The 20,338-nt window shown below is 42.6% G+C and carries 14 protein-coding genes; 7 read left to right on the top strand and 7 right to left on the bottom strand.

What is annotated here, in order from left to right:
- Positions 1 to 13: 13 nt before the first annotated feature.
- The 3 genes from A7456_RS09885 to A7456_RS09895 all read left to right on the top strand — a co-directional run bounded on the left by A7456_RS09885 (position 14) and on the right by A7456_RS09895 (position 3,638).
- On the top strand, positions 14 to 2,110 hold the full coding sequence (locus A7456_RS09885) for a M3 family metallopeptidase (protein WP_067010217.1): 2,097 nt from the start codon (positions 14 to 16) through the stop codon (positions 2,108 to 2,110).
- Positions 2,111 to 2,181: 71 nt separating this feature from the next.
- Positions 2,182 to 2,424: a YheV family putative metal-binding protein gene (locus A7456_RS09890; RefSeq protein ID WP_067010220.1), complete on the top strand. Its 243-nt coding sequence runs from the start codon at positions 2,182 to 2,184 to the stop codon at positions 2,422 to 2,424.
- Positions 2,425 to 2,669: 245 nt separating this feature from the next.
- The gene (locus A7456_RS09895; RefSeq protein WP_067010222.1) at positions 2,670 to 3,638 is read left to right on the top strand and encodes a hypothetical protein; all 969 of its coding nucleotides are present in this window, start codon (positions 2,670 to 2,672) and stop codon (positions 3,636 to 3,638) included.
- A 56-nt stretch (positions 3,639 to 3,694) separates the two neighbouring features.
- On the opposite strand, the gene A7456_RS09900 is transcribed toward A7456_RS09895, so the two are convergent.
- From A7456_RS09900 to A7456_RS09925, 6 genes are all read right to left on the bottom strand, one after another.
- Positions 3,695 to 4,147 (bottom strand): hypothetical protein, encoded by a 453-nt coding sequence (locus A7456_RS09900; RefSeq protein WP_067010225.1) that lies wholly within the window; start codon positions 4,145 to 4,147, stop codon positions 3,695 to 3,697.
- Complete coding sequence (gene rph / locus A7456_RS09905; protein ID WP_066892333.1) at positions 4,147 to 4,863, bottom strand: ribonuclease PH; 717 nt, start codon at positions 4,861 to 4,863, stop codon at positions 4,147 to 4,149. Before rph ends, A7456_RS09900 begins: the two co-directional genes overlap by 1 nt.
- A 159-nt stretch (positions 4,864 to 5,022) precedes the next feature.
- Positions 5,023 to 6,723, bottom strand: coding sequence for an AMP-binding protein (locus A7456_RS09910; RefSeq protein ID WP_067010227.1), 1,701 nt, complete (start codon positions 6,721 to 6,723; stop codon positions 5,023 to 5,025).
- Positions 6,724 to 7,241: 518 nt separating this feature from the next.
- On the bottom strand, positions 7,242 to 8,120 hold the full coding sequence (locus tag A7456_RS09915; RefSeq protein WP_067010230.1) for a hypothetical protein: 879 nt from the start codon (positions 8,118 to 8,120) through the stop codon (positions 7,242 to 7,244).
- Positions 8,121 to 8,212: 92 nt separating this feature from the next.
- Complete coding sequence (coaBC, locus tag A7456_RS09920) at positions 8,213 to 9,433, bottom strand: bifunctional phosphopantothenoylcysteine decarboxylase/phosphopantothenate--cysteine ligase CoaBC (protein WP_067010233.1); 1,221 nt, start codon at positions 9,431 to 9,433, stop codon at positions 8,213 to 8,215.
- A gap of 186 nt (positions 9,434 to 9,619) precedes the next feature.
- Entirely contained in the window at positions 9,620 to 10,369 is a 750-nt protein-coding gene (locus tag A7456_RS09925) for a TSUP family transporter (RefSeq protein WP_067010236.1), read from the bottom strand.
- A gap of 114 nt (positions 10,370 to 10,483) precedes the next feature.
- Between A7456_RS09925 and A7456_RS09930 the strand changes: the two genes are divergently transcribed.
- Together A7456_RS09930 and A7456_RS09935 are read left to right on the top strand one after the other, a co-directional pair.
- Positions 10,484 to 11,764 (top strand): dicarboxylate/amino acid:cation symporter, encoded by a 1,281-nt coding sequence (locus A7456_RS09930; RefSeq protein ID WP_067010239.1) that lies wholly within the window; start codon positions 10,484 to 10,486, stop codon positions 11,762 to 11,764.
- A gap of 295 nt (positions 11,765 to 12,059) precedes the next feature.
- The gene (locus tag A7456_RS09935; RefSeq protein ID WP_067010242.1) at positions 12,060 to 15,284 is read left to right on the top strand and encodes a lactoferrin/transferrin family TonB-dependent receptor; all 3,225 of its coding nucleotides are present in this window, start codon (positions 12,060 to 12,062) and stop codon (positions 15,282 to 15,284) included.
- Between the two features lie 167 nt (positions 15,285 to 15,451).
- Here A7456_RS09935 and A7456_RS09940 read toward each other — a convergent pair whose 3' ends face one another.
- Positions 15,452 to 15,769, bottom strand: coding sequence for a PepSY domain-containing protein (locus A7456_RS09940; RefSeq protein ID WP_067010245.1), 318 nt, complete (start codon positions 15,767 to 15,769; stop codon positions 15,452 to 15,454).
- 458 nt (positions 15,770 to 16,227) lie between these two features.
- Between A7456_RS09940 and A7456_RS09945 the strand changes: the two genes are divergently transcribed.
- Complete coding sequence (locus tag A7456_RS09945) at positions 16,228 to 17,739, top strand: surface lipoprotein assembly modifier (protein ID WP_067010248.1); 1,512 nt, start codon at positions 16,228 to 16,230, stop codon at positions 17,737 to 17,739.
- Between the two features lie 274 nt (positions 17,740 to 18,013).
- Complete coding sequence (locus A7456_RS09950; RefSeq protein ID WP_067010250.1) at positions 18,014 to 20,146, top strand: transferrin-binding protein-like solute binding protein; 2,133 nt, start codon at positions 18,014 to 18,016, stop codon at positions 20,144 to 20,146.
- Positions 20,147 to 20,338: the final 192 nt, after the last annotated feature.

Genomic DNA, 20,338 nt, shown 5'->3' on the forward strand with positions numbered 1-20,338 from the left:
CAAGAGCATATCCATGATTGATTTTCATACCACCATCGCTGATGACCTTAATGACCGCTTGCACCTTGTGGATTTTAACAAGGCAGACGCAAGCACGCTTAAAACCTTAGTAGAGCAGGATTTAAAAGTTGCCAATAAATTTTTAGATGACCTGCCAACCACAGATGAACCAACGCTCGCCCTTGATGTCATTGGTCAGTTTAACCGCCTAAATCTTAAATTAAATCGCAGTTTTGGGATACTCTCCCATCTAAACAGTGTGGCATCCAACACCGATCTTCGCACCGCCCATCATGACGTACTGCCTGCCTTATCCGCCTTTTCTACCAAAACAGGGCAATCGGTTAAGCTATATCAGCTTTATAAACTGGTCAATGACAATTTGGATGAACTAGGAGCAGACAACGCCCTAAGACGAGCGGTAGAGCTTGCCTTACAAGGCTTTACACTGTCGGGAATTGCCCTAGATGATGACAAAAAAGCACGCTTTGCTAAGATTTGTGCCGACCTGTCTGTGCTGTCCGCCAAATTCTCAGACAATACCCTAGATGCAACCCAAGCCTTTGCCCTACCTCTAACCCAAGAACAGCTGTCAGGCATCACCCCAAGCGGTCTTGCCCTACTAAAATCAGCAGGCGACAGCTACAAGAGCAAACACCCCAATGCTGTGCTAGCAACCGATTATCTTGCCACGCTTGATATACCCATGTATTTGGCAGTCATGCAGTACGCTGATGACCGCATGCTTCGTGAAACGCTATACCACGCCTATAATACCCGTGCCAGTAGTGTGTGTAGCTATGGGTATGACGAGTACGATAATGGCGACATCATGAGCAAAATACTCACCCTACGCCAAGAAAAAGCCAAATTATTGGGCTTTGATGACTACACTCAGCTGTCTTTGGCCAGCAAAATGGCCAGTGATAAAGATGAGATTGAAAGTTTTTTAAAAACACTCGCTCATCACGCCACACCTTTTGCTTTATCAGAGTTGGAAGAGATGCAAAGTTTGGGCAAAACTTTGGGTCTTGATAAGGTTGAACCGTGGGATGTGCCTTATTTGGCACAAAAAATCCGCCTTGACAAATACAATCTTAACAGCGATGAGATACGTTCTTATTTTCCCTTACCTGTGGTATTAGATGGTCTGTTTGACATTATTGGCAAGCTCTTTGATGTGTCCTTTAAAGAACGTACAGCAGACGTACCACGCTGGCATGATGATGTGCAATTTTTTGAGTTGCATGACAAAAATGGCCTCATAGGCGGAGTGTATCTTGACCTATTTGCTCGCACAGCTAAGCGTGGTGGTGCGTGGTTGTCAGGCTTTCAAGAAAAGCACAAGGATGACGACATTGAGCAATTACCTGTGGGCTTTATTGTAGGTAATTTCTCGCCTGCGGTGGATGATTTGCCCAGTCTTTTGACCTTTGATGAGGTTATCACGCTGTTTCATGAATTTGGGCATGGTCTGCACCACCTGCTTACCAAAATCACTCTAAGCGATGTGGCAGGTATTAGTGGCGTGGAATGGGATGCTGTGGAGTTGCCCAGTCAGTTCATGGAAAACTTTGCCATTGACAAAGACGGCATGACACGCATCAGTCGCCATGTAAAAACAGGCGAACCATTGCCCCATGATAAGCTGACAGCACTACTAAATGCCAAAAATTTTCAAAGTGGACTGCAAACTTTACGCCAAATAGAGCTTGGGCTTTTTGATTTACGCATTCATGGCAAATCATTGACAGATTATGATGAGATTTTAGCGGTGGCAAATGAGGTTCGTGATGAAATTGCCATCATCAAAGTGCCTGCCAATAACCGCTTTGCCAACACATTTAGCCACATCTTTGCAGGCGGTTATGCTTCGGGATATTATTCATACAAATGGGCAGAGCTGTTGTCAGCGGATGCCTTTGGCAAATTTGAAAGTGGTGAAAATACCGCCACATATGGTGTATTTGACGCTACCATCGGAGATGCCTTTAAAAGAGAAATTCTACAAATGGGTGCCTCTCGTGCTGCCAAAGACAACTTTGTTGCCTTTATGGGGCGGGACGCTGACATGGGGGCATTACTACGTCATAGTGGATTTGTCAAATAACAAAAACAACTAAACTTGCACAAGGCAACAAATGGGGGTAAAATTTACCCCTGTTTTTATTGAGCATACACATGAGATATCAATCCATCCGCCCCAAACGTCAATTTCTGGCAGGAGTCAAATGCACTCAGTGCCAAGCGACCGACACCACCGTACAGGTGCAGATTTTCACCCCCTGGCCTGACGAATATATTGAGTGCATAGCGTGCCAATACACAGCACGTCGACCTACCGCTGACGACCTGCCCAAAATCCAAGCCACCACCGAGGGCGGGATGGCAGATGGTGTGGGGGTGGTGCGTTTTATCAAATAACCATCAAGCATGCCAAAAATTGTGTTTTTTTCTTAATTTTGTTGTAAAAAGCTGAAAATTTTTGTAAATTTTGATATAGTACAGCAATATTTGTCATTTGTTGGCAAGTGTCAATCAGCATCACCAATCCAATGTGTTCTAGCTTGTATCAATATTGTATATATATTGTATCACGACTGGGTTGGCTCTTAGATGATAGACATCAGCCACCATCAGCCCAATTTAGCCAATAAGATAGGTTTACCATGTCAGAAAAAAAAGACCCAAATGAGATTAATTTTGATGATGAATTTTTAAACACTAATTTTGATGACGCATCCAACCCCACGCCATCAACTGATGAACAGACACCAAAAAGCGAGCCACACTCCAAATTAGATGAGTTGGATGCAAATTCGGTTACTTTATCCGACCTGCACCTTAGCACAAACACAGATGATGGCGTTGATTTGAGTAACGTCGCCAACTTGGCCGATGACTCTACCAAACCAGAGACTCTACAACAAAACTCCACACCAAACCCAGAACCTGACACCACAGGTGTGAGCAATGCACCAATTACCGCTGGTTCTGCTGTTGGTACTGGCATAAAAGCCACAGAAAAACCCACCAAAAAAGGGGCAAGCGGTCTATTTGGCAAAAAGGACTCACCAAAGCCATCAAAAAGACCCAAACCTGCCAAAGCTGGCGGTACAGATGACTTGACAAAACTGCTGGGAAACTCTAAGAAGCTCAACACAATCATCTTGGGCGGTGTGATTATTTTGGCATTAATTGGTGTAATGCTCTACATGGTAATCGGCGGCAATGATGAAAGCATTGACCATCACCATGCTTTAACTCCTGCCGTTAGTACACCCACGCCTACCACCACACCAGAGCCAGAACAAGTAGAAACTCAGAACCAAAACATTGAACATATTGATGCCACTGACAGTATCTTGCCAACCATCAAACCTGTGGTTGATCCTGATGAGATTTTAAATGCCACAATTCCAACCGACCCCACACTCATCAAAGAAGAGATTGACCGCCTGACAGATAAAGATGCCCAAATCGCTGAACAAGAAAAGCTCATCCAAGACCAACTTACCCTAATGGAAGATTTGACCACTGCCAAAGCCGAACAAATCGCTCTACTAGAAGCCCAAATCGCTGAACTTGAAAAGCAAAAAAACAGCACCGAGACCGCCACAGACGCCAGTGAACAATGAGCGGTACAGTCGGACAAAAAGCCCAATATCTGTCGGGCTTTTTGGTTTATGTGGTTTTATAAAATTCGTATCGCCTGCTCTTTCTTTTGTAATGCCCTGCCCTCTAACACTGATTTGGCGACATGACGTTCTTTGTCATCATCAAAGCCTAGGACATGCCAACTTCTGCCCAAATCAGTGATTACCAACGCATCATTTATCAGTTCAATACTGGCGTTCTCGCTAAGTTTTACGGTGTGTCCTTGTGTGATAAAGGCACGATTTTTGATGATAATCACCCCTGTGGCAATGCGACTTTGATATTTTAGGTGGTCTTTATAAACATTAAAGCCAAAAATGAGTACCGCAAACACTGCCATCGTCGCAATGGTCACTTTCACAGATGCCATCATGGCAACCACTGCCACAACCACCGCCAGCACGACCAACACCCCTGCCATAACAAAGATGGGGTTGGTGTCTGTGCCACTTAGCGTGATAGACACGCCATCATCAATGACTTTTAGCATTACCAGCCCAACGCTTGTTTTTGCAATTCAAAAATCTCCTCAATCCCAGACTGGGCAAGGTCAAGCATGGCATTTGCCTGTTCACGGGTAAAATGCTTATCCTCTGCTGTACCTTGAATCTCAATAAATCCGCCTGCCTGTGTCATGACTACATTCAAATCAGTATCACACGTTGAATCCTCATCATAATCCAAATCCAAATACACTCTCCCATCCTTGATACCAACCGACACCGCCCCCACCAGTCCGATGAGTGGGTCTGTGGTGAGTTTTTTGTTTCGTTGTAGGTTTTCTAAGGCATCCATGAGTGCCACCGCTGAACCTGTAATACTTGCTGTACGTGTGCCACCATCTGCCTGTATGACATCACAGTCTACATAAATGGTATGCTCACCAATTTTTGACAAATCAAGCATGGCACGCAGTGAACGACCGATGAGACGCTGTATCTCTTGGGTGCGTCCTGATTGCTTACCCTTAGTGGCCTCACGTTGGGTGCGTGTGCCTGTGGCTCGTGGGAGCATACCATATTCGGCAGTCAGCCAGCCTTGACCCTGACCTTTTAACCAACGTGGTACGCCCTGCTCTATGCTGACGTTACACAATACTTTGGTATCGCCATAACACACCAACACCGACCCTTCGGCATGTTTGGTATGGTTACGGATAAAGCTGATGGGGCGTAATTGAGATAACTCACGGTTGTTGTGTCGCATGATTTGCCTTGTGGTGATGTGGTGATGAATGAATGTGGGTTATTGTAACAGTTTTTGACCAAAAACAAAACCATCCAACCCAACATATCCCCATTGGCGACACCCAGATTGGACGGTTTTAAAAGCTAAGAGCTTGTAATTATGCTTTTTTGCTTGCTTCTATTTTTTGCTTTCTTCTAATTGACGTAAATCCTTACGCAAGATTTTACCTACGTTGGATTTTGGCAATTCGCTGACGAAAGCCACATATTTAGGGCGTTTATAACCTGTCAAATTCTCTTTTGCCCATGCAATGACCTCTTTGTCCGTTAGGCTGTCGTCTTTTTTGACCACATAGGCTTTAACAAGCTCGCCACTGTGCTCATCAGGCACGCCAATCACACCACATTCTAGCACTTTGGGATGAGCACTAATAACCCTCTCCACCTCATTGGGGTAAACATTAAAACCTGACACCAAAATCATGTCTTTTTTGCGGTCAACGATTTTAACAAAGCCCTGCTCATCCATTATGCCAATATCACCTGTTTTAAAGTAGCCGTCTTGTGTCATGGATTTTTCGGTCTCATCAGGGCGATTGTAGTACCCTTTCATGACCTGAGGGCCTTTAATGGCAATCTCTCCTGGCTCACCAAATGCCACCTCTTTGCCATCATCATCCAGTAAAATCACATCGGTATTGGGGAAGGGAATGCCAATTTTACCTGTATAACTGCCTGGGGGATTTATTGTGGCAACAGGCGATGTCTCAGACAATCCATAGCCCTCAACGATGTAATTACCCGTGAGTCTCTCCCACGCCTCTGCTGTGCTTGATAATACCGACATGCCACCACCAAGCGACAAACGTAGGTTTGAATGGTCAATATTTTTAAAGCCTTTATGGTTAGCAAGGGCATTAAATAAGGTATTGACCGCAGGGAAAAACACAGGGCGGTACTTGGCAAAATCTTTGGTTAAGGCGTCAAAATCACGGGCGTTGGTGATAAGTAGCAAGCCAAAGCCCATCTTAAAGCCAACCATAGACACCGTAAATGAAAAAATATGATACAAAGGCAACGCTGTGGCAATGTATTTGCCTGTCAAGTCCTCATCGGCAGGAAATACCTTATGAATGAATGTCATGCACTGCTCAACGTTAATGATGAGGTTTTTATGGGTAAGCATCGCCCCCTTTGCCACGCCTGTTGTACCGCCTGTGTATTGCAATACTGCAATGTCATCAAGCGACAGTTCGGGGCGGACATAGCGACTTGCTGACACTGCTGTTAGTGCGTCTTTAAAACTTACAGCATTAGGAATGTTCCAGCTTGGTACCATTTTTTTGACATGGCGGACAACCAAATTGACCAAAGTGCCTTTTAGTCCCATCATATCGCCAATGCTTGCTACGATGATGTGCTTCACCTGAGCTTTGTTTTTGACTTTCTCAAAAGTATGAGCAAAGTTTTCAACGATAAACAACGCCTTTGCCCCACTGTCATTTAGCTGGTGTTCTAGCTCATGTGGTGTGTATAGCGGATTAACATTGACAAGGGTGAGACCTGCTCGCACAATGCCCATCATCGCAATCGGATACTGTAAAATATTTGGCATCATCACCGCCACTTTATCGCCCTTGACCAACCCTAGCGACTGCAAATAACTGGCAATCTGACGGCTATATGTATCAAGTTCACGATAGCTAATAGACACCCCCATACACGTTAGGGCGATTTTATTGCCGTGTTTGGCAAAATTATGCTCAAAGCTGTCAAGTAATGAATTGACACCATCTGGCACCTTGACGTTAATATCAAGTCCATGATTGGCGTAAGTTTTTATCCAAGGGCGGTCGGATGGGATGCTAAAATTTTGCATGGCTCTTCCTTAATATCTAAAATAAAATGCAGAAACTGCGTCAGATTGCTAAAAAGTTAGGCAAAATCACAGACATAAATGTAAGCAAATATTACGCATAAAATACACCATTTTTGTCAAATTGCCAAATCATTTTTTAAAAAGATGAGATTTTTATCATGATGACGTTGTTTGTGGGGCTATTTGTAGGATTATTGACAAGATACAAAAATCAGATACAAGAAATCGCCAAAATCAAAAAAGATAAAGCAGCACAAGACACGCAGGCAAAACCCAAATCAAAAGCAAAGACCCCTATTTTTATTAAGTCAAAGCCAAAGATAAGGTCCTAAAATGCCAATTTTAAAAAAATTGGTAAAAACTCTTAGGATAAAAATAGGGCGACGGTTTGATGAATGAATTTTGAATTCATTGTGTTTTTAATGCTAAGGCAAAATGCCAATAAATAACGCCTTGTGCTACTTTGGTTTTTGGGTGATATGGGTTTTATAGGTCAAAACCCATTCCCCCAAAATTGATTATAATGGCTTGATGGTTAATAATTCATCAATGATGGATTTAAATTCGTTAGGGATGATGATTTTAAAATTGGCAATCTCATTTTTTATGCTAATGAGTTTTTGGGTTTGAATATTAACCCTTTCATTTAATAAAATTTGCCGTTCATGGAAGCGTTTGTTATATTCCTCTTCATAGGCTACAAGGGATTTATTTTGAAATTCACGGAATTTGGCTTTATAGGCATTGACTGTGCTTTCATGCTCTCTGTGTTCGGCCAATAGATAGTTTTGTAATTTTTGTAATTCATCTAAGTCATATAAAGGCGTGTGGTGAATTTTAAATACCTGCTCGCCCACTTCTTTAAAACTGATGCGTTCTTTTTTGTTCAGGCTTGTGCGGATTTTATCAAAATTATGAATGAATTTGCCAATATGAGATGCTCGGGCTTCGGCCGTTTTATAAATAATCACATCCGATAAAGGTAGGGTAAGCAAATAATCTTCCATATCTACATTTAATAAAGCCCCCAACTCTTCCATGTCAATCTCTTCTAACAGACGCTCCTGTTCATCTCTTACTTGTTTGATTTTGGTATTGAGTATGTCAAGACGTCTGTCTTTTTCTTTGATGGCACTTCTAAAAAAGGCAGAAATGGCGTACAGATGACCAATGTTGGCAAGTTTGGTATCAATATCATTGACCTTTTTAAAATTATCTAACGCCTCACCATCAAGGCTGGATGTATGCGTTTCAAGATTATTAACCTCATCTTGGATGGGTTTTAGCGTTTCTTTGATACGTTCACAGATGTAGTTAGCCTCCGATGAGCTAAGACCTGAGACGTTAAAATATGGGTTTTTGGTTAGTAATTTATGGGCAAGCTCTTGACTTATCATCATATTTTCCTATTTAATAAAAAATCATCAGTTAAATAACATGAATGGCATTAAAACCATATTAACGTAAATCATCAGCAAAATCAATGATACTAAATAATTCGTGCCACACATTCAACCAAACTTTTGGCGATGCTCTCTTTACTTGCCTTATCCAACACCATTTTATCCATACCATAGTGCTTGGCAAAAAATACCGTCATGGCGTTATCATCCGAACCAAAGCCAATGCTTTTATCTGATACGTCATTGACAGCTATCATGTCCAAATTTTTGGCGATAAGTTTGGCATGGGCGTAATTTTCGCTGTCTTGTGTTTCAGCGGCAAAGCCTACCATGACAGCATTTGGAAAGGTGTGGCTTATCGTTGCTAAAATGTCGGGGTTTTTGATAAGTGCTAAGGTTAAATCATCTTGGTTAGAGGTTTTTTTGATTTTTTGGGAGGCGATGTTGGCAACTTTATAATCGGCGACGGCAGCGGTGGCAATAAAAATACTATCACCATCATCGGTCATGACCAACTGGCAAGCACTTAGCATGTCATCAGCGGTGGTAACTGTGATGCGTTTTGCCCCAAAAGGGGTAGGCAGATGCACACCACGCCCTGCAACTATGGTAACATCCGCCCCTGCATTCATGCACGCTTTTGCAATGGCAAAACCCATTTTTCCTGTGGAATGGTTGGACAAAAATCGCACAGGGTCAATGGCTTCAACGGTTGCCCCTGCGGTGATGATGACTTTTTTGCCACGCAAAGATTGGGGGGTTTGGCTTTTGGCAAGCAAAGTTAAAATCCGCTCGCACAAGTCATCAGGTTCAGGTAATCGCCCTGCCCCCACATCACCGCACGCCTGTTCGCCACTGTCAGGGGTCAGCACGGTGTAGCCAAAACGGGTAAGTTTGGCAAGGTTATCCTGTACGATGGCATGAGCATACATCGCCTGATTCATGGCAGGGGCGATGACAATGGGAGCTGTTGTAGCAAGTGCAACGGTGGTTACAAGGTTGTCCGCCAAACCGCCAGCAAGCCTGCCAATGGTGTTGGCACTGGCAGGGGCGATGACGACCATGTCCGCCCATTTGGCAAGCTCAATATGTCCCATGCCACGTTCAGCTTCATCGTCCAGTAGCTTGGTGTGAACTTCGTTGCCTGTCAAGGCCTGTAAAGTCAAAGGGGTGATAAATTCACACGCCCCATCCGTCATCATCACACGCACAGTGCAACCTGCTTTTATCAGTAAACGAGCAAGGACGGCAGATTTATAGGCAGAGATACCGCCTGTAATGGCAAGTAGGATATTGGGGCAGGTCATGGCAGTTTTGTAACTAAACTAAATGGGTTATTGTACCACATATTACACACCTTGACACACCTTGACAAAAAACTTGTCAAAACAATGGCTGTTTTTAGCATGTCAAACCAACTTGCCTTGTAAACCGATTTGGTCAGTTTGCTTTTTGCTGATACAATCTGTTATAAAAATTACAAGATGAACAAATCACCCCCACACCAATTTTGCCACCATACAAAAGCACACCACCACAATCACAGGGCGAATAAGTTTTGCACCCCCTTTGACAACCATGTGCGAACCCAAATACGCACCAATGAGTTGCCCTACCATCATGACAAGCCCCAAAATCCACACCACTTGACCACCCAAAATAAAGAAAATCAGTGATGCAATGTTAGTGGCAAAATTTAATAATTTGGCTCGTGCGGTTGCTTGCACCAAATCACGTCCACGCAGTACCACCTGAGATAGGCTAAAAAACGTTCCTGTTCCTGGCCCAAAATAACCGTCGTACAGCCCAATAAGCGGAGCAATTGTTCGCTCATAGAGTGTTTGGCTCATTTTGGGCGTGGTTTCAAGTTTACCCAAATTAGGGCTAAACAGCGTATACACCCCAACCGCCCCAATGACAAAAGGCAATGCCTTTTGCAAAAAATCAGGGGGAGACAATTGCACCAGTACCGTCCCCATCCCTGATGCCATGAATGCCACAATAAGGGCAGTCTTCATCATCTTAGGGTGAATGAACCCCTTTTTTATCATGGTAACACTTGCTGAAAATGACCCTGCACAGGCTTGCAATTTATTGGTGGCAAGCACCGATACAGGATTCATGCCCGTCAAAAGCAGCGCAGGAATGGTCAAAAGTCCGCCACCGCCTGCCATGGCATCAATAAACCCTGCCATCAGTGCCACAAAAAATAGCAGGAATATAAGGTGAAAGGTGAGTGCCATGTCATTATTCCAAAAATCTTATTTTAACAAAGAATAAAATGATTTTGTTGATTTGTGTTAAAATAGTGTGTTTTTTGTTAAAAATTATGCTTTTTTACATCAATAGGACTGGTTATGTCAAAACTTTTTTCATGGTATTTTAAACCAAACTTATTATTAAGAATTCTCATCGGTCTAATTCTAGGTTCAATCTGTGGTATTATTTTTCAAAATGCCCAAACCGCCATCAGTATTTTATCGCCCATTGGTGAGCTTTTCATTCGTCTGTTAAAAATGATTGTCATCCCCGTCATTGCCTCCACGCTCGTCGTAGGGGCAAGCTCAATCACGCCTGCCCAACTTGGGCGTATCGGCATAAAAACGCTGATTTATTATACCATAACCTCTGCTTTTGCCATCATCATCGGTCTTGGTGTGGGCAGGCTCTTTAACCCTGGTATGGGGCTAGAACTCATCGCTGACACCACAACCGAAGGCAAAACTGCCCAAGCTCCAAGCATGCTCCAAATTTTGCTTGAAATTGTCCCAACCAACCCCATCGGCGTGATCAGCAGTGGTCAAGTGTTGCCCATGATTTTCTTTTGTCTGATATTTGGTATCGCCCTTGCCTTTGGACGTGATAGCGATGATGACAATGTCAAAAAAAGCTCGGATGCGGTATTTTATTTTGTAGATGGGGTCAGCCATGCAATGTTTAGGATTGTCGGTTGGGTCATGCAGTACGCTCCGATTGGTGTTTTTGCCCTAATTTTTATCGTTTTTTCAAAAAATGGGGCAACCGCTTTTGGTTCGCTTGCCAGTGTTACAGCAACCGTTTATGTTGGTTTTGCCTTGCAAATTGCCCTTGTATACTGTGTGATTTGCGCCCTAATGAAACTGTCTCCACTTATTTTTTTAAAAAAGGTTCGCCCTGCTTTTATCACCGCCTTTGTTACTCGCTCATCAGGGGCAACCTTGCCTGTATCTATCCAAGCATCACAAAATATGGGCATTCCCAAAAACATTTATAGCTTTGGTTTGCCTGTTGGTTCTACGATGAACATGGATGGCACAACAGTATATCTGGGCGTGTGTGCCATTTTTATCGCCAATGCGGTGGGTGTGTCGCTTGATGGCTCACAAATGCTGACCATCACCATGACCGCCATACTGGGTGCAATTGGCACAGCAGGTGTACCGGGGGCTGGGGCGATTATGCTACTTATGGTGCTAGAATCCATTGGTTTGCCTGTGGAGGCTGGCTCTGCGGTGGCGATTGCCTATGGCATGATTTTAGGTATTGATGCCTTGCTTGACATGGGTCGCACCGCCTTAAATGTCGTGGGTGACATCACAGGGGTTGCAACCGTCGCCAAACAAGAGGGGGTTTTGGATAAACAAATGTGGGATTCTTGATTTTAATATCTTCTAGAATGGATACAAATGGTTAGTATTATCGCTTGTTTATCACTTGTATTTGTATTATAATTTTACTTATTTTTACAAACTTTAAACCAAAATAACCAAAATCAAAAATTCAATCACTTTGGTTGGGTGTTTTTAGCAAGCAAATGGTTATTTTGGTAAAAAATAAGTTTTCAAAGACGATACACTTCATACACATTTTTGGCATCTTAAACTTGATGCTTGCCTTGTGGTTGATTGGGGTGTATCGGTGTGTCAAAGTGCAAAAGCCAACAGGTGGTCATTGATGAATCAATCAAAACAAAACAACAAATCCAAAAAATCCAAACAAGTATTAAAACTTAGTGCCTTGTCTTTGGGTCTGCTTAACATCACGCAGGTGGCACTGGCAAACACAACGGCCGATAAGGCGGAGGCAACAGATAAGACAAACCTTGTTGTTGTCTTGGATGAAACTGTCGTAACAGCGAAGAAAAACGCTCGTAAAGCCAACGAAGTTACAGGGCTTGGCAAGGTGGTCAAAACTGCTGAGACCATCAATAAAGAACAAGTACTAAACATTCGAGACTTAACACGCTATGACCCTGGCATTGCTGTGGTTGAGCAAGGTCGTGGGGCAAGCTCGGGCTATTCTATTCGTGGTATGGATAAAAATCGTGTGGCGGTATTGGTTGATGGCATCAATCAAGCCCAGCACTATGCCCTACAAGGTCCTGTGGCAGGCAAAAATTATGCCGCAGGTGGGGCAATCAACGAAATAGAATACGAAAATGTCCGCTCCATTGAGATTAGTAAAGGTGCAAATTCAAGTGAACATGGCTCTGGGGCGTTATCTGGCTCTGTGGCATTTGTTACCAAAACCGCCGATGACATCATCAAAGATGGTAAAGATTGGGGTGTGCAGACCAAAACTGCCTATGCCAGTAAAAATAACGCATGGGTTAATTCTGTGGCAGCAGCAGGCAAGGCAGGTTCTTTTAGCGGTCTTGTCATCTACACCGACCGCCGTGGTCAAGAATACAAGGCACATGATGATGCCTATCAGGGCAGCCAAAGTTTTGATAGAGCGGTGGCAACCACTGACCCAAATAACCGCACATTTTTAATGGCAAATGAATGTGCCAATGGTAATTATGAAGCGTGTGCCTCTGGCGGTCAAACCAAACTTCAAGCCACGCCAACCAATGTGCGTGATAAGGTAAATGTCAAAGATTATACAGGTCCTAACCGCCTTATCCCAAACCCGCTCACCCAAGACAGCAAATCCTTGCTACTTCGCCCAGGTTATCAGCTAAACGATAAGCACTATGTTGGTGGTGTGTATGAAACCACCAAACAAAACTATGCCATGCAAGATAAAACCGTGCCTGCTTATCTGACGGTTCATGACATTGACAAATCAAGGCTCAGCAACCATGCCCAAGCCAATGGCTATTATCAAGGCAATAACCTTGGTGAACGCATTCGTGATGCCATTGGGGAAAATTCAGGTTATGGCATCAACTATGCTCATGGCGTATTTTATGATGAAAAACACCAAAAAGACCGCCTAGGGCTTGAATATGTTTATGACAGCAAAGGTGAAAATAAATGGTTTGATGATGTGCGTGTGTCTTATGACAAGCAAGACATTACGCTACGCAGCCAGCTGACCAACACGCACTGTTCAACCTATCCGCACATTGACAAAAATTGTACGCCTGATGTCAATAAACCTTTTTCGGTAAAAGAGGTGGATAACAATGCCTATAAAGAACAGCATAATTTAATCAAAGCCGTCTTTAACAAAAAACTGGCGTTGGGTAGTACACATCATCACATCAATCTGCAAGTTGGCTATGATAAATTCAATTCAAGCCTTAGCCGTGAAGATTATCGTTTGGCAACCCATCAATCTTATCAAAAACTTGATTACACCCCACTAAGTAATCCTTTGCCAGATGAGTTTAAGCCGATTTTAGGTTCAGACAACAGACCCATTTGCCTTGATGCTCATGGTTATGGCAGTACCCATAACCATGCTTGTAACACCAACAACAGCACTTATCAAAATTTTGCCATCAAGCAAGGCATAGAGCAATACAACCAAAAAACCAATACCGATAAGATTGATTATCAAGCCGTCATTGACCAATATGATAAGAAAAACCCCAACAACACCCTAAAACCCTTTGAGAAAATCAAACAAAGTTTGGGTAAAGAAACATACGACAAGATAGACAGACTGGGCTTTGATGCTTATGCAGAGTTGCGTACCCAATGGGCGGATTGGAGCAATAACAACAGCCGACAAAATGCCAATAAAGGCACGGATAATATCTATGAGCCAAATCAAGCGACTGTTGTCAAAGATGATAAATGCAAATATAGCGAGACCAACAGCTATGCTGATTGCTCAACCACTCGCCACATCAGCGGTAATAATTATTTCATCGCTTTAAAAGACAACATGACCATTAATAAATATGTTGATTTGGGGTTGGGCGCTCGCTATGACAGAATCAAACACAAATCTGATGTGCCTTTGGTGGACAACAGTGCCAGCAACCAGCTGTCTTGGAATTTTGGCGTGGTGGTTAAGCCCACCAACTGGCTGGACATCGCTTATAGAAGCTCGCAAGGCTTTCGCATGCCAAGTTTTTCTGAAATGTATGGCGAACGCTTTGGCGTAACCATCGGTAAAGGCACGCAACATGGCTGTAAGGGTCTTTGGTACATTTGTCAGCAGACTGTCCATCAAACTAAGCTAAAACCTGAAAAATCCTTTAACCAAGAAATCGGAGCGACTTTATATAACCACTTAGGCAGCCTTGAAGTCAGTTATTTTAAAAATCGCTATACCGATTTGATTGTTGGTAAAAGTGAAGAGATTAGAACCCTAACCCAAGGTGCTGATGCAGGCAAACAGCGTGGTAAAGGTGATTTGGGCTTTCATAATGGACAAGATGCTGATTTGACAGGCATTAACATTCTTGGCAGACTTGACCTAAACGCTGTCAATAGTCGCATTCCCTATGGACTATACTCAACACTGGCTTATAACAAAGTTGATGTTAAAGGCAAAACCTTAAACCCAACTTTGGCAGGAACAAACATGCTGTTTGATGCCATTCAGCCATCTCGTTATGTGGTGGGGCTTGGCTATGATGCCCCAAGCCAAAAATGGGGAGCAAACGCCATGTTTACCCATTCTGATGCCAAAAATCCAAGCGAGATTGTGGCAGATAAGAACTTAGGTAATGGCAACATTCAAACAAAACAAGCCACCAAAGCAAAATCCACGCCGTGGCGAACACTTGATTTGTCAGGTTATGTGAACATAAAAGATAACTTTACCTTGCGTGCTGGCGTGTATAATGTATTTGATACCTATTACACCACCTGGGAGGCTTTACGCCAAACAGCAGAAGGGTCGGTCAATCAGCATACAGGACTTAGCCAAGATAAGCATTATGGTCGCTATGCCGCTCCTGGACGCAATTACCAATTGGCACTTGAAATGAAGTTTTAACCTGCACCTTTAATCAGTGGTTTGGATGTGATTTTGGCATGCCAAACCCCAACCAACCAATGAATAAAGCCCCCATCTACCATGAGGGCTTTATTTTATCATCGCTAAGTGATGCTCTTAGCGGTCATCATTCATGATTAGTCATTAATTTATTAGCAATTAATTTATCAGTAATCACGCTGCTCTTTTAGGATGTTAAGTGATGGGTATTCAAGAACGATGTCATACTCAGCACCGTTTTTATAGGCTTCCACTTCAAAGACAGGCTTGCCCAAATAATCATCAACTTCAATCTTGGCAACTTGATAGCCACGAGAAGACAACATTTGCATGGCTTTTTGACGATTTTGGTTAAAATTGCTGTCGCCATAAGCTTGTGCTTTAATACGGTCGTTAGCAACTGCGGTGGTAGAGAAGCCAACGGCAGGCAACAAAACAGCAACACTTAGCACGCCGGCCAATAGTTTATTGGTTAAATTTTTCATAGTAGTTTCCTGATTATTATCATTGTAATTCATGTTTATCGTTATAAACAATCGTTATAAATAACTGTGTCGTGATAACCATCAATCACAAATGGGTTAAATGCCTTTTGCCCAATGGCAAATAGGCACAACGCTCTGTTTGTTCTATGATGATGACTTTGTTAATCTCAATGCTTGTTTAATTTGAGCGTCATCAGTCATCTTTATCATAGTGTGCAAACAGGTTTCGTATTTTACGGATATTTATCCAGATGTCTGTGGTATTTCATAGATGATTTGTAAAATAATTGTCAATAATTATTATCAATTGTAAACTTGTGGCTAATGATGGACAAAACCATGAACAACTTTTTCATCAGATACTAATTTTTGACAAAATAATCATTATTATTCACATTTTTATTTTTAAATACCATAAAAAATGGTAAAATATGCTCGCTTTTTTGATAGGAGCTGTCATGACAATCACGCCTGTTTATACCACATTCACCCCCAGCAAAACACCCATAAAAATTTTTATGGCTGGCTTGACTTTTCTAATCGCTCATATCAGCCATGCCGATGATGGTCGCACCGACAATCAAGAGTCAATCAATCAAGAAATAACCGCCCTTGAACCCATCATTAACCATGCTCAGCCTGAACTATTGCCCCATGGCACATTAACACCAACAACAGAACCAACACTGGCACAAACACCAAATCCTGCCGAAGATACGCTCATCGCCGATGAAGCGTTACTGCTTGATAATCCCGATTTGCTCAATCACGCCCTAAATTCTGCTGTCATGACCAATCATATGGCAGGGGTTCACGCATTATTGCCCATTTATCAAAAACTGCCCAAAGACCATCAAAATGGCATTTTACTTGGATATGCCAATGCACTGGCTGCCTTGGACAAAGGCAACGCCAAAGCAGCCATTGATGAGCTGCGTCGCATCATCGCCATCATGCCTGAATATAATGTGGTGCGTTTTCATCTGGCAAGGGCGTTATTTATGGACAAACAAAACGAAGCCGCCCTTGACCAATTTAATAAATTACATGCTGACAACTTACCATATGATGTGCGACAGGTTGTTGGGCAGTACAGACAAGCGTTAAAACAACGAGATTCATGGACATGGCAAGCAGGCATGAATCTGGCCAAAGAAGACAACATTAATCAAACCCCCAAAAACACCACGCAAGGTCAATGGACTTTTGACAAACCCATTGACGCCATCACCCTAAGCTACCAATTGGGGGCGGATAAAAAGTGGTCTTTGCCCAAAGGGGCATATGTGGGAGCGAACGCCCAAATCTATGGCAAACATCATCAAAATCACAAAAAATACAACGACCATTGGGGCAGACTGGGGGCAAATTTGGGCTTTGCTGATGCCAAAAAAGACCTTGGCATTGAGGCCTATGGTGAAAAAAGATTTTATGGGCATGAGCGTTATACCGACACCATAGGCATACGCATGTCAGCTGATTATAGAATCAACCCAAAATTTCAAAGCCTAAACGCCATAGACATATCACGCCTAACTAACCATCGGACACCTAGGGCTGACAGTAACAACACTTTATACAGCACATCATTGATTTATTACCCAAATGCCACACGCTATTATCTTTTGGGGGCAGACTTTTATGATGAAAAAGTGCCACAAGACCCATCTGACAGCTATGAGCGCCGTGGCATACGCACAGCGTGGGGGCAAGAATGGGCGGGCGGTCTTTCAAGCCGTGCCCAAATCAGCATCAACAAACGCCATTACCAAGGGGCAAACTTAACCAGCGGTGGACAAATTCGCCATGATAAACAAATGCAAGCATCTTTATCATTTTGGCACAGAGACATTCACAAATGGGGCATCACGCCACGGCTGACCATCAGCACAAACATCAATAAAAGCAATGACATTAAGGCAAATTACCATAAAAATCAAATGTTTGTTGAGTTTAGTCGCATTTTTTGATGGGATAAGCACGCCCTGCTTTTGTTTTTGTAAAAAAAATGTACCATCATAGACAATATCAAGAAAAAATCAAGAAAAAAATCAAAAATATAATAGATAATTGTTATTGTTTATGTTATTATTTATCAATGTAAATTTGCCGTATTTTGTCCATCACAAACGCATTTATCATAAATGCCCAAACAAATACGCCAAATGCACATTGTCGGCATGCCAAAATAGGCATTAACAGACTTGTTTAGATAATACCATCAACCCATCAGAGGATTATTTTATGAAACACATTCCTTTAACCACACTGTGTGTGGCAATCTCTGCCGTCTTATTAACCGCTTGTGGTGGTAGCAGTGGTGGTTTCAATCCACCTGCCTCTACGCCCATTCCAAATGCAGGTAATTCAGGTAATGCTGGCGGTACTGGCAGTACTGATAATGCAGGCAATGCTGGCAATGCTGGCGGTGCAAACTCTGGTACAGGCAATGCAGGTAATTCAGGTAATGCAAACTCTGGTACAGGCAGTGCCAACACACCAGAACCAAAATATCAAGATGTGCCAACCGATAAAAATGAAAAAGCTGAAATCTCAGGCATTCAAGAACCTGCCATGGGTTATGCAATGGAATTAAAGCTTCGTAACTGGATGCCAAGACAGGAAGAACATGCCCAAATCAGTACAGATGATGTTGTAAAACTTGAAGGTGGCTTGGAGCATAAGCCATTTGATAACTCTATTTGGCAAAACATCAAAAATAGTAAAGAAGTACAAAATGCTTACAACCAAGAGAAGTCACATATTGAAGAGCAAATCAGAAGAGACAATAAACAACGCCCTGACAAAGAAAGACTTGATGAAGTGGCACTAGAAGCTCATATTAAAAAAACTCTTGATGACCATCTAACAAATCTTGCTAAACCCATTTATGAAAGAAATATTAATTATTCACATGATAAGCAGAATAAAGCACGCACTCGTGATTTGACTTATGTGCGTTCTGGTTATATTTATCACTCAGGTTATTCTAATATCGACATTCCAAATAAAATAGCTAAAACTGGTTTTGATGGTGCTTTATTTTATAAAGGTGAACAAACTGCTAAACAATTGCCTGTATCTGAGGTTAAGTATAAAGGCACTTGGGATTTTATGACCGATGCCAAAAATAAACAATCATTTAGCAGTTTTGAAGCACCGCAAGCTGGTAATCGCCATAGTGCAATATCTTCCCATGAGTACCCATCTTTATTAACTGATGAGAGAGACAAACCAAATGATTATAATGGCGAATATGGTCATAGTAGTGAATTTACGGTAGATTTTAGTAAAAAGAGCCTAAAAGGTGAATTATCCAGTAATGTAAAAAGCTCATCAAATGCCAAGCCTGTTAAAACCAAACGCTACGGTATTAAGGCTGATATCCACGGCAACCGCTTCCGTGGCAGTGCCACCGCAAGCGATAAAGCAGAAGACAGCAAAACCCAACACCCCTTTACCAGCGATGCTACAAACAAGCTAGAAGGTGGTTTTTATGGACCAAAAGGCGAGGAGCTGGCAGGTAAATTCTTAACCGATGACAACAAACTCTTTGGTGTCTTTGGTGCTAAACAAGAGGGTAAAGTAGAAAAAACCGAAGCCATCTTAGATGCCTATGCGCTTGGGACATTTAACACCAAAGAAGCGACCACATTCACCCCATTTACCAAAAAACAACTGGATAACTTTGGCAATGCCAAAAAGTTGGTCTTGGGTTCTACCGTCATTGATTTGGTATCTACCGATGCCACCAAAAATGAATTCACCAAAGAAAAGCTAGAATCTGCCACAAACAAAGCGGGCGAGACTTTGATGGTGAATGATAAAGTTAGTGTCAAAACCTATGGCAAAAACTTTGAATACCTAAAATTTGGTGAACTCAGTGTCGGCACAAGCAACAGTGTCTTTTTACAAGGCGAACGCACCGCTACCACAGGCGAGAAAGCCGTACCAACCACAGGCAAAGCCAAATATCTGGGGAACTGGGTAGGATACATCACAGGAGCGGACTCATCAAAAGGCTTTAATGATGCCAAAGATGTTGCTGATTTTGACATTGACTTTGCAAGCAAAACAGTTAATGGCAAACTTATCACCAAAGACCGCAAAGACCCTGTATTTAACATCACAGGTGAAATCGCAGGCAATGGCTGGACAGGCAAAGCCAGCACCGCCGAAGCGAACGCAGGGGGCTACAAGATAGATTCTAGCAGTACAGGCAAATCCATCGTCATCAAAGATGCCGAAGTTACTGGGGGCTTTTATGGTCCAGATGCAACCGAGATGGGTGGGTCATTTGCACACAAAAACAGCGGTGATGATGGTAAAGTCTCTGTGGTCTTTGGCACAAAAAAACAACAAGAGGTTAAGCAGTAATTTAAACACAATGTTTGGTTTGGCTAATGGGGTGGACACTTAATCAAATATGAATGATTAAGATGATAAGCCCAAGCCATGCCAACGATTGATAGCAACGATGGCAGATGATGAGTTTTCATTATCTGCCATTATTATTTCTTAGTTATTGCTTAGTTATTTGGTGGCATTTTACTTAGGTGGTGTTACTGG

Origin of the sequence: Moraxella nonliquefaciens, from assembly GCF_001679005.1 — a bacterium.
Classification (GTDB): domain Bacteria; phylum Pseudomonadota; class Gammaproteobacteria; order Pseudomonadales; family Moraxellaceae; genus Moraxella; species Moraxella nonliquefaciens.

Coding starts and splice junctions, on each gene's coding strand:
- A7456_RS09885 (WP_067010217.1), top strand. CDS start 14: ATGATTGATTTTCATACCACCATCGCTGATGACCTTAATGACCGCTTG.
- A7456_RS09890 (WP_067010220.1), top strand. CDS start 2,182: ATGAGATATCAATCCATCCGCCCCAAACGTCAATTTCTGGCAGGAGTC.
- A7456_RS09895 (WP_067010222.1), top strand. CDS start 2,670: ATGTCAGAAAAAAAAGACCCAAATGAGATTAATTTTGATGATGAATTT.
- A7456_RS09900 (WP_067010225.1), bottom strand. CDS start 4,147: ATGCTAAAAGTCATTGATGATGGCGTGTCTATCACGCTAAGTGGCACA.
- rph (WP_066892333.1), bottom strand. CDS start 4,863: ATGCGACACAACAACCGTGAGTTATCTCAATTACGCCCCATCAGCTTT.
- A7456_RS09910 (WP_067010227.1), bottom strand. CDS start 6,723: ATGCAAAATTTTAGCATCCCATCCGACCGCCCTTGGATAAAAACTTAC.
- A7456_RS09915 (WP_067010230.1), bottom strand. CDS start 8,120: ATGATAAGTCAAGAGCTTGCCCATAAATTACTAACCAAAAACCCATAT.
- coaBC (WP_067010233.1), bottom strand. CDS start 9,433: ATGACCTGCCCCAATATCCTACTTGCCATTACAGGCGGTATCTCTGCC.
- A7456_RS09925 (WP_067010236.1), bottom strand. CDS start 10,369: ATGGCACTCACCTTTCACCTTATATTCCTGCTATTTTTTGTGGCACTG.
- A7456_RS09930 (WP_067010239.1), top strand. CDS start 10,484: ATGTCAAAACTTTTTTCATGGTATTTTAAACCAAACTTATTATTAAGA.
- A7456_RS09935 (WP_067010242.1), top strand. CDS start 12,060: ATGAATCAATCAAAACAAAACAACAAATCCAAAAAATCCAAACAAGTA.
- A7456_RS09940 (WP_067010245.1), bottom strand. CDS start 15,769: ATGAAAAATTTAACCAATAAACTATTGGCCGGCGTGCTAAGTGTTGCT.
- A7456_RS09945 (WP_067010248.1), top strand. CDS start 16,228: ATGACAATCACGCCTGTTTATACCACATTCACCCCCAGCAAAACACCC.
- A7456_RS09950 (WP_067010250.1), top strand. CDS start 18,014: ATGAAACACATTCCTTTAACCACACTGTGTGTGGCAATCTCTGCCGTC.